The 10,317-nt window shown below is 66.9% G+C and carries 6 protein-coding genes; all 6 read right to left on the bottom strand.

Going from position 1 to position 10,317, the window contains the following annotated elements; genetic code table 11:
- Positions 1-100: 100 nt before the first annotated feature.
- Positions 101-2,569, bottom strand: a complete 2,469-nt coding sequence (gene ponA2, locus AT701_RS21435) for a transglycosylase/D,D-transpeptidase PonA2 (RefSeq protein WP_014878017.1) — start codon at positions 2,567-2,569, stop codon at positions 101-103.
- A gap of 99 nt (positions 2,570-2,668) precedes the next feature.
- Positions 2,669-5,545, bottom strand: coding sequence for an MMPL/RND family transporter (locus AT701_RS21430; protein WP_058126551.1), 2,877 nt, complete (start codon positions 5,543-5,545; stop codon positions 2,669-2,671).
- Between the two features lie 130 nt (positions 5,546-5,675).
- Positions 5,676-6,437 carry an SDR family NAD(P)-dependent oxidoreductase gene (locus tag AT701_RS21425; protein ID WP_003895777.1) on the bottom strand — a complete coding sequence of 254 codons (762 nt, stop codon included), beginning with the start codon at positions 6,435-6,437 and terminating at the stop codon, positions 5,676-5,678.
- Between the two features lie 12 nt (positions 6,438-6,449).
- Positions 6,450-7,463: an acetamidase/formamidase family protein gene (locus AT701_RS21420; protein WP_003895776.1), complete on the bottom strand. Its 1,014-nt coding sequence runs from the start codon at positions 7,461-7,463 to the stop codon at positions 6,450-6,452.
- A 57-nt stretch (positions 7,464-7,520) separates the two neighbouring features.
- Positions 7,521-9,446, bottom strand: a complete 1,926-nt coding sequence (locus tag AT701_RS21415) for an ABC transporter ATP-binding protein/permease (protein ID WP_058126550.1) — start codon at positions 9,444-9,446, stop codon at positions 7,521-7,523.
- A 152-nt stretch (positions 9,447-9,598) separates the two neighbouring features.
- Positions 9,599-10,243 (bottom strand): cysteine hydrolase family protein, encoded by a 645-nt coding sequence (locus AT701_RS21410; protein WP_080628128.1) that lies wholly within the window; start codon positions 10,241-10,243, stop codon positions 9,599-9,601.
- Between the last annotated feature and the right edge of the window lie 74 nt (positions 10,244-10,317).

The raw sequence follows: 10,317 nt of genomic DNA, 5'->3' as shown, positions 1-10,317 counted from the left end.
ATTCTTTTGGTTCCGGCCACCGGCATGCTGCATTCGGCGGATCGGGGTAATGCGCGCCACACCGCACCACTCCATGTGGTCGGCCCGTCAGAACGGCCTGTCAGAACGGCGTACCCGGCGGTGGAGGCGGTGGTGGTGGCGGTGGAGGGGGCGGCGGCGCACCGGGGATGGTGATCGGCGGAAGTCCGGGGATCAGCACGACATTGGGCGGCGGCGGAGGTCCCTCGGGCGGTGGCGGCGGCGCGTCGGGTGGTCGTACCACCACCGGGGGCGGCACATAACCCGTGCTGGTGTTGATGGTGATGACCGACCCGGGGATGGTCCGTCCGCTCGGGGTGGTGCCGACGACCGAGCCTCTGGTGGCGGAACTGTTGACCGGCGTGGGGTATTCGGCGACCTGGAAGCCCGCGTCCTGCAACTTCTTGCGGGCCGCGTCGAGTTTCAGCCCGGTGACGCTGGGCACCTGGCTGCCCGGACCGCCCTCGACGTACCGCGGGTCGGTCGGCGGCATGGCGATCGGGCCGAAGTGCTCGGCGATCGGCTTCATCGCCGTGTACCACGTCCGTGCCGGTTCGGTACCGCCGTACAGGTCACCGTCACCGCACTTGCGCAGCGGATAGGAACACAGACCCGACGGTGAGGAGGAGTCGTCGAAAATGTAGTTGGCCGCGGCATATTGGTTGGTGAACCCGAGGAACGCCGAGGAACGGTGCGATTCGGTGGTTCCGGTCTTGCCCGACATGGGCAGCGCCCAGCCCACCGAAGATGCTGCCCCCGTTGCGGTTCCGCCGGTGTGGTCCTTGCCGAGGGCGTTGGCCAGCGTGTTGGCGAGACCTTCGGGCACCGCCTGCTCGCACGGCACGGTCTCCACACCCACCTCTTTGCCGTTGCGGTCGAAGACCTTGTCGATGGGTGTCGGGGGACACCACATGCCGCCGGAGGCCAGGGTCGCGCCGACGTTGGACAGTTCGAGCGCGTTGAGCTCGAGCGGCCCGAGCGTGAACGATCCGATGTTCTGGCGCTTCACATAGTCGGCGATGCTCTCGTCGGGATTGTCGGTGTACGCCGAGGCGCTGCCTGGCTGGGCGTAGGACCGCAGCCCCAGCCGGACCGCCATGTCGACCGCGCGGGGCACCCCGATCTGTGAGATCAGTTTGGCGAACGCGGTGTTGGGGGACTGGGCCAGCGCGTCGGTGACGTTCATGGGTGAGCTGTAGGCCCGGGCGTTCCTCACGCACCAGGTCTCCTTGGGGCAGCCGGGGGTGTCGCTGCTTCCCAGCCCGCGGCCCGCGAAGCTCCCCGGCACGTCGAGCCGGGCGTTGATCCCCATCCCCATGTCGAGCGCCGCGGCGGTGGTGAAGATCTTGAAGATCGACCCGGCGCCGTCGCCGACGAGCGAGAAGGGCTGCGGTTGCATGGTCTCGCCCGCGTCGAGATCCAGTCCGTACGTGCGGTTGTCGGCCATCGCGACCACACGGTGCGCGGTCTTGCCCGGCGTGATCACGCTCATCACGCTCGCGACGCCACGTGTGGTGGGCGCCGCGATACCGTCGACCGCCGATTTCACGCTGTCCTGCACGACGGGGTCGAGCGTGGTGCGGATCAGGTAGCCGTTGCGCGCGACCTCGTCGGGGCTGATCCCCGCGTTCGCCAGGTACTGAAGCGCGTACTCGCAGAAGAATGCGCGGTCGCGCGCACCGATGCAGCCCTGCGGCAACGGATCGGGGCGGGGCAGCACGCCGAGCGGTGTGGCCTTGGCCGCGCGCAGTTCGGCCGCACGGTCGGGCACGTACTCGATCATGGTGTCCAGTACGAGGTTCCGGCGTGACAACGCGCCGTCGGGGTTGGTGTAGGGGTTGAGCGCGCTGGTGGACCGCACCAGGCCCGCGAGAAGCGCCGCCTGCTGCCAGTTGAGTTGCGACGCGTCGACCCCGAAGTACGTCCGCGCCGCGTCCTGCACCCCGAACGCACCGTTCCCGAACGACACGAGATTGAGGTAGCGGGTCAGGATCTCGCCCTTGGACAACGCGTTGTCCAGCGCCAGCGCGATCCGGATCTCGCGCAGCTTGCGGGCCGGGCTGATCTCGACGGCGGCACGACGTTCGGCCTGGGTCCTGGCCTTAACCAACAGGTTGTAGTTCTTGACGTACTGCTGCTCGAGGGTGGAACCGCCCCGCACGTCGTCGATACCGCGCAGATACCCGATGAGCCCGTTGAGGGTTCCCTGCAGGTCGACACCGTTGTGTTCGGCGAAGCGTTTGTCCTCGATCGAGACGATCGCCAGTTTAATGGTGTCGGCGATCCGCTCGCTGGGCACGATCCACCGCCGCTGCTGATAGAACCACGCGATCGGATTGCCTGCCGCATCGACCATCGTCGACACGATGGGCACCTCGCCCTCGACAACCAATTCCGAATCCTGCGCCACCTGGTCGGACAGGCGCATCACGAGCATGCCGCCGCCGCCGAAGACGGGGAACAGCAACAACATCGCCAGGAATCCCGCCAGCACGCAATGCAGCGCCAGCTTGGCAACCGTGACCCCCGACCGGCGGGGCGGGCCGGACATGGATCAAGCGTAGGCCCGCCGCGGGCGCGCGGAGACGATTAGCGTGTAACTGGTTCGGCCCGTTGGCATCTCGGACCGATAACGATCTTGGTCGCCGGCCTAGTGCGTCGCGGCCTTGTCGCGCTCGAGCGCCCGCGCGACAACGCCGCGCGCGGGACGGGCACGCACCACCTGCGGCCACCAGAACCACCGGCCCAGCAGCGCCGCGATCGACGGCGTCATGAACGACCGGATCACCAGGGTGTCGAACAGCAGACCCATGCCGATCGTGGTGCCGACCTGGGCCACCACCGTCATCTCGCTGACGAGCATCGACATCATGGTGAACGCGAACACCAGGCCGGCCGCGGTCACCACCGAGCCGCTGCCGCCCATGGCGCGGATGATGCCGGTGTTGATGCCCGCGGGCAGTTCCTCCTTGAGGCGTGCCACCAGCAGCAGGTTGTAGTCCGCGCCGACGGCCAGCAGCACGATGACGGCCATCGCCATCACCATGAAGTGCAGGTCGATGCCCAGGATGTGCTGCCACACCAGAATCGACAACCCGAACGACGCGCCCAGCGAGACCAGCACCGTGCCGACGATGACGGCCGCGGCGACCACGCTGCGCGTGATCAGCAGCATGATGATGAAGATCAGGCACAGCGCCGAGATGCCCGCGATGATCAGGTCGTAGTTGTTGCCTTCCTGCATGTCCTTGAAGGCCGCGGCGGTGCCGCCGACGTAGATCTTCGAACCCTCCCACGGAGTGTTCTTCATGGCCTCTTTGGCGGCCAGCTTGATCTGGTCGATCAGTTTGATGCCCTCGGGAGTCAGCGGATCACCCTCGTGGGAGATGATGAACCGCACGGCTTTTCCGTCGGGGGAGATGAAGCTGTCCATGCCGCGTTTGAAGTCGGCGTTGTTGAAGATCTCCGGCGGCAGATAGAACGTGTCGTCGTTCTTGGCGGTGTTGAAGGCCTCGCCCATGGCGGTCTGGCCCTCCTGCATGGCGCCCATCTGCTCCTGCAGACCCTTCTGGGTCTGATGCATGGTGAGCATCATGGTGCGCATCTTGCGCATCGTCTCGATCTGCGGCGGCATCAGCGCCACCATCCGCGGCATGAGCGCGTCGAGACGGTCCATGTCAGGCAGCAGTTCCTCCATGGCCTCGGTCATGGTGTCCATGCCGTCGAGCGCGTCGAAGATCGAGCGCATCGAATGGCACATCGGGATGTCGTAGCAGTGCGGTTCCCAGTACAGGTAGTTGCGCAGCGGACGCAGGAAGTCGTCGAAGTTCGAGATGTTGTCCCGCAGTTCCTTGACGTCCTCGACCATCAGGTGCGTCTTGCCCACCATGCTGTGGGTGGTCGCGGCCATCTCCTCCATGAGCTCGATCGTGCGGCCCATCAGTTCGATGGTCCGCTGCATCTCGTCGGCCTGCAGCAGCATGTCGTCGGCACGGTCGAGCATGTACTTGCGGTTCATGGTCTGCAGCGTCCCGCCCATGCTCATCTGCGCCGGGATGGTGCTGAACTCCAGCGGTTCACCCTGCGGGCGCGTGATGGCCTGGACGCTGCCGATGCCGGGGACGCGGAACACGGCCTTGGCGATCTTGTCGATGACGAGGAAGTCGGCCGAGTTGCGGATGTCGTGATCGGTCTCGATGAGCAGCAGTTCGGGGTTCATCTTGGCCGGCGAGAAGTGACGCTCGGCCGCGGCGAACCCTTCCTGCGCGGGCAGGTCGTCCGGCAGGTAGTTGCGGTCGTTGTAGTTGGTCCGGTAGCCGGGCAGGGCCAGCAACCCCACCAGCGACAGCAGGACGGTGGCCATCAGCACCGCACCCGGCCAGCGCACCACGAACGCGCCCAGTCGTCGCCAGCCCCGGATCCGCATCGCGCGTTTGGGTTCGAGGATCTTGCCGAAGCGCGTCATCACGGTGATCACCGCGGGCCCGAGCGTCAGCGCCGCCACCACCGCGATCGTCATGCCGACGGCCATCGGGATGCCCAGGGTCTGGAAGTAGGGTAGCCGCGTGAAGTGCAGGCACAGCGTGGCGCCCGCGATGGTCATGCCCGACCCCAGCACCACGTGGGCGGTGCCGCGGAACATCGTGTAGTAGGCCTGTTCCTTGGACTCGCCGAGGGTGCGGGCCTCCTGGTAGCGGCCGATGAGGAAGATCGCGTAGTCGGTCGACGCCGCGATGGCCAGCGTCACGAGAAGCTGCGTGGCGAACGTCGAGAGGCCGATGAGCTCGTGATAGCCGAGGAACGCCACGACGCCGCGCGCCGACTGCAGGCAGATCACCACCAGGAACAGCGTGATGAGCACCGTGACGATCGAGCGGTACACGAGGAGCAGCATCGTGATGATGACCAGGAAGGTCACCGCCTCGATGATGCGCACGCTGCGGTCACCGGAGATCTGCTGATCGTTGGCCAGCGCCGAACCGCCCGTGACGTACACCTTTACCCCGGGCGGCGGCTGGAGTCCCTCGACCAGCTCCTGCACGGCCTGCACCGACTCGTTGGCCAGCGCCTCACCCATGTTGCCCGCGAGGAACACCTGGACGTACGCAGCCCTGCCGTCGTTGCTCTGCGCGCCGGCCTCGGTCAGCGGGTCACCCCAGAAGTCCTGGACGTGCTCCACGTGCAAGGTGTCGGCCTCGAGCCGGTCGACCATGTCGTTGTAGAAGATGTGCGCGTCGTCGCCGAGCGGCTCGTCGCCCTCCAGCACGATCATGGCCGAGCTGTCGGACTTGAACTCCTCGAAGACCTCGCCGACACGCTTCATCGCGATCACCGACGGCGCGTAGTCCGGGCTCATCGACACCGACCGCATCTGGCCGACTTCTTCCAGCGACGGCACGGTCGCGCCCAGGACACCGAGCAACGCGATCCAGCCGAGGATGATCGGGATGGCGAGTCGACGGATCCATCGAGCGATCCCGGTGTGCTCGCTTTCGCGCGCGGCGGGACGGTCGGTCGATACGGCCATGAAAACCCTTGATGCTCGGTCTGGAAGTCACGACGCGGCAGTGCTTAGGTCCGCTATCGTCCCACTGTCTTACCAGATGCCAGGGTTTCCGAGGGGGCTCCCCTCGCCGCACACAGTCGTCAGGAGCGCGTCAGAACTGCACGCCCCGGGTCAGTGCACCGTCGACCACCAGGTTCGTTCCGGTGATGAAGCTCGCGACCGGGCTGCTGAGGAACACGACGGCGTTGGCAACCTCACGTGGCGTCCCCATCCGCCCGGTGGGGTTGAGCGCGAGGGCAGAAGCAAACAACTCGGGGTCGTCCTTCTCGATGGTGGGCCACACGCCGCCCTCGAAGTAGGTGTTGCCCGGGCTGACCGAGTTGGCGCGGACGCCCTTCGCCGCGAGCTGGTACGCCAGGCCCTGGGTGTAGTGGATGATCGCGGCCTTGAACGTGCCGTACGGCCCGGCCGCGAAGTCGATCTCGCGGCCCGACACGCTCGAGATCGTCACGATGGATCCCGCGTCACTTTTCAGAAGGTGCGGCAGGGCCGCGTCGACCAGCCCGACGGTGCCCATCATGTCCACCTCGAAACTGGTGCGCCAGTTCTCGGGGCTCTCGGGGATGGCCAGCGCACTCACGTTGGCCACCACGCCGTCGAGGCCGCCGAGCGTCTCGGCGCTCTGCGCGACCCAGTCGGCGACCGCGGCGCCGTCACCGACGTCGACCGGGGTGCCGACGACGGTGACGCCGTCGGCGGCGAGTTCCTGCTGCGTCGCGGTGACCGCCTCGGGAGTGCGGGCACAGAACGCGACCGCGGCGCCCTCGGCAAGCAGTCCCTCGACGACCGCGCGTCCGATACCGCGCGTGCCGCCCGTGACCACGAAGCGTTTACCGGTCAGTCCAAGATCCATGGCTGGTCCTTTTCAGTAGGAGATGGTGCCGAGTGCCCGTCCTGCGCTGCGCAGTTCGGCGTGGATGCCGCCGTAGGCCGGGGCCGGGGGCAGCAGGCGCTTGTCGATCTTGGTCAGCGTGCTGTAGTTCGCGTCGACGACATTGGCGATCGGGTTCAGCGCGATCTGCGTGAGCAGCTGATAGGCGTCGTATTTGTCCAGTCCGTACAGCTCACCGAGCCACGTGATCATCTCGACCTGGCTCGCGCGCCACGCCTCCTCCAGCGGGCGGCCCGAGCCGATGGCCATCAGGTGCGTGTCGGTCTCCAGCCGCGGCCAGGCCGGGCCGCCGCCCTTGATGAGTTCGACGATCGCGGTGACGTTCATGGCGCCCTCGACCGCGGTGCCGCACGCCTCGCCCTCGCCCTGGCGGTAGTGTCCGTCGCCCAGGGAGAACAGCGCGCCCTCGACGTTGACCCGCAGATAACACGTGGCGCCCGCGGTCATCTCCGGAGTGTCCATGTTGCCGCCGAACGCGTCGGGCACCAGCGACGTGCGCACCTCGCGGCGCGCCGGGGCCACCCCGACCGTGCCGAGCATGGGGTTGGCGGGCAGCGCCACCTCGAAATCGCTGCCGCGCGCGGCGAACCCGACGGTGTGGGTGGCCGGGTCGTACTCGTAGATCCAGGTGCGCTCGGGCAGCGGTTCCTGCAGCGTGGGGCTCACCGGGATGCTGGTGAGCCCGCCGAAGAACGGGATCAGCGTGGACGCGCCCCAGGTGCGGGCCGGGGTGAGGTCGACCAGGTGCACCGCCAGGGTGTCACCGGGCTCAGCGCCCTCGATGAAGAACGGACCCGTCTGCGGGTTGAGGTCCTCGGTGTCGAGTGCCGTGCCGGCCACCGAGTCCACGCTGGTGATGCGTCCGCCGTAGGCGTCCTCGGTCCACAACGTCAGCACCGTGCCCGGCTTGATCCGCATGACGGGGTCGGCCCCGCCGAAGGTGTAGTTCATCTGATCGACGGTGGGCACGAAGGTGATGTGGTCCATGATCACATCCTGGTATGCCCGCCGCCTTCGCGCTGCCTGGATGCGAAAGTCCGCTGCTCACACGGGAACCGGCGCGGCCTCGTCGACGGGGCCCAGGCGCCACCGCCCGCCGCCGAGGAGTTCGAGGCGCTGCTCGTGGTGGCGGTTCACCGTGGTGCGGTGGGTGACGCTGACGAACACCGTGTCGGGCAGTTCGCGCCGCACCAGGCCGTAGATCATGAACTCCAAAGGTTCGTCCAATGCCGAGGTGGCCTCGTCGAGGAACACAACCTTGGGTCTGGTGAGCAACACCCTGGCGAACGCGATGCGCTGCTGCTCGCCGGGGGAGAGCACCTTGGCCCAGTCGTTGACCTCCGAGAGTCGGTCGGCGTGGCGGGGTAGCGCGACCGCCAGCAGCGCGTCGCGCAGCGCGCCGTCGGGAAGGTCGCCGGGCTCGTGCGGATAGGACACCACGGTGCGCAGATCCCCGAGCGGGACATAGGGCAGCTGCGACAGGAACAGCGTCTCGTTGCGGCCCCGCGGGCAGCGCATGGTGCCTGAGGCGTAGGGCCACAACTGCGCCAAACTGCGCAGCAGGGTGGTCTTCCCGGTACCCGACTTGCCGGTGATGATCATCGCCGCGCCCGGATGCAACCGCAGGCTCAGGCCGGTCACCAGTTCCTCGCCGGCCGGGTTGCGCACCTCGACGTCGTCGAGTTCGACGACGGCTGTCCGGGCGTTCTCGACGTGGACCATCGGCAGCGCGCGGCCCTGCTCGTCGGCGGTGACCAGCCCGTGCAGACGCATGATCGACGCGCGGTAGCCCGCGAACGTGTCGTAGGAGTTGCGGAAGAACGACAACGCGTCCTGGATCGCGCCGAACGCGGTCACCGACTGTGTGACCGCGCCCAGTTGGATCTGGCCGGCGAACAGCCGCGGCGCCTGCAGCAGCCACGGCAACGGGATGATGATGTGGTTCATCGACAGGTTCCAGCCGGTGAACACGATGGTGCGGTTGACGAAGCGCTTGTAGTTGTCGACCACGGGCGCGAAGAACGCCCGCAGTTGCCGTCGCTCGGCCTTCTCGCCGCGGTACAGCGCGACCGATTCGGCGGCGTCCCGCAGGCGTACCAGGGCATAGCGGAACGCGGCGTTGAATTTTTCGTTGTTGAACGACAGCCGGATCAGCGGCCTGCCGAGCCAGAACGCGATCACGGTCGCGAACGCGACGTAGACGAACACCGACCAGAACATCGCGCGCGGGATTTGCACACCGAACACGTCCAGCTCACCCGACAGGTTCCACAGGATCGACGTGAACGACACCACCGACACGATCGACGAGATGGCCCCGAACGGCAGCGTGCCGTTGCTGGTCTGGTGCGGGGTGTTGGGCTGTGGGCCCGACAGCGCGGTGAAGATGTCGATGTCGGACTGGATGCGCTGGTCCGGGTTGTCGATGGTCTGGTCGATGAACCGGCTGCGGTAGTACGCGCGGCCGTCGAGCCAGTCGCCCGTGAGCCGGTCGGTGAGCCAGGTCCGCCAGGCCAGCATGAACCGCTGCGTCATGAACAGGTCGACGAGCACACGGGTCACCAGAATCGCCGCGAGCAGCGAGAACGTCAGCAGTGAGATCCAGAAGCCCCGCACGCCGGAGTCCTTCACCACGTCGTCGCCGGTCGCGTAGCCCTGCACGGCGATCTGTGCGGCCGAGTACAGGTCGTTGCTCTGGTAGCTGAACAGCACCGACAGGCGTACGCCGACGATGACCGACAGCAGCATCGCGCCGAGCACGAACCACACCCGCACGCTGCGCCGCCCGGTGAAGTAGGCACCCGTGACGGTCCAGAACTGCCTGCCCCATGTCGTGTACCGCGCGAGCAGCACCAATACCGCCAGCGTGCACAGCGCCGCGATGGTCCAGGCCTGCGCCAGCCACCACAGTGAGTGCACCAGTTCGTCGCTCCAGTCGATCGAGGGCGAGAACGGCTCGAGATCGTTCACCAGACCGACTCCTGAGTTTGCCGACGCATCTCGCGTGAAGCTACCTCAGCGGAGATCGCCGAGATTGAAGCCAGGGACAAGAAACGCCGGTTTCTTGTCCCTCAGTGCAATCTCGGCAGGATCATTGCCGGTGTTGGTGCCGGGTGGGTGTCTCAGCGCATTCCCGCGATGGCGTGGATCACCTCGTCGGTCGACGCGATCGCACTGGCGTAGTTGGGCAGGGTCACCTCGAGGGCGGCGCGCATCTCCTCGACCGAATAATCGGCCGTGGCGTCGCGCACGAGCGTCACCTGGTAACCCAGTTCGGCGCCGTAGCGCACGGTGGCCTCGACGCACGTGTGGGCGATGAGGCCGACGACGATGATCTGGTGGATGCCGTGGCGTTTGAGCAGCATGTCCAGGTCGGTGTTGGCGAACCCGCTGGAGCACCAATGTTCCTGGGCCACAATGTCACCGGGGCGCGGCGCCAGGTCGGGGTGGATCTCACCGCCCCACGAGCCGTACTCGAAGGTCCGGCGTGACCAGGCGGCCCGCTGGATCGGCGCGACATACCGCCACGACTCATAGTCGCCGGGGCGGTAACGCCGGTGCAGCGCATAGAACACCGGAATGCCCGACGCGCGTGCGGCCTCGGTCATCTCGATCATGTGCGGCACACAGCCGATCGCCTCGGCGACCCCGCGCAACCGGTCCCACACCTTGCCACCCTCTGAGATGAAGTCGTTGTACGGGTCTATCACCACCAGGCCGGTTGTCCCGGCGGTGAACGACATTGCGGCACTCTGATCTGTGACCATTTGCTCTCCTCATCCGAGAGTAAGTGCTCAGATGAGCAGCGCCATGGGTGTTGCGCCCTTGTCACCTAATCGAT

The organism is Mycolicibacterium smegmatis, assembly GCF_001457595.1.
Taxonomy (GTDB): Bacteria; Actinomycetota; Actinomycetes; order Mycobacteriales; family Mycobacteriaceae; genus Mycobacterium; species Mycobacterium smegmatis.
This window is presented reverse-complemented; position numbering and strand designations above follow the sequence as displayed.

Excerpts from the sequence above, each read along its gene's own strand:
- ponA2 (WP_014878017.1), bottom strand. The coding sequence starts at position 2,569 with ATGTCCGGCCCGCCCCGCCGGTCGGGGGTCACGGTTGCCAAGCTGGCG.
- AT701_RS21430 (WP_058126551.1), bottom strand. The coding sequence starts at position 5,545 with ATGGCCGTATCGACCGACCGTCCCGCCGCGCGCGAAAGCGAGCACACC.
- AT701_RS21425 (WP_003895777.1), bottom strand. The coding sequence starts at position 6,437 with ATGGATCTTGGACTGACCGGTAAACGCTTCGTGGTCACGGGCGGCACG.
- AT701_RS21420 (WP_003895776.1), bottom strand. The coding sequence starts at position 7,463 with ATGGACCACATCACCTTCGTGCCCACCGTCGATCAGATGAACTACACC.
- AT701_RS21410 (WP_080628128.1), bottom strand. The coding sequence starts at position 10,243 with ATGGTCACAGATCAGAGTGCCGCAATGTCGTTCACCGCCGGGACAACC.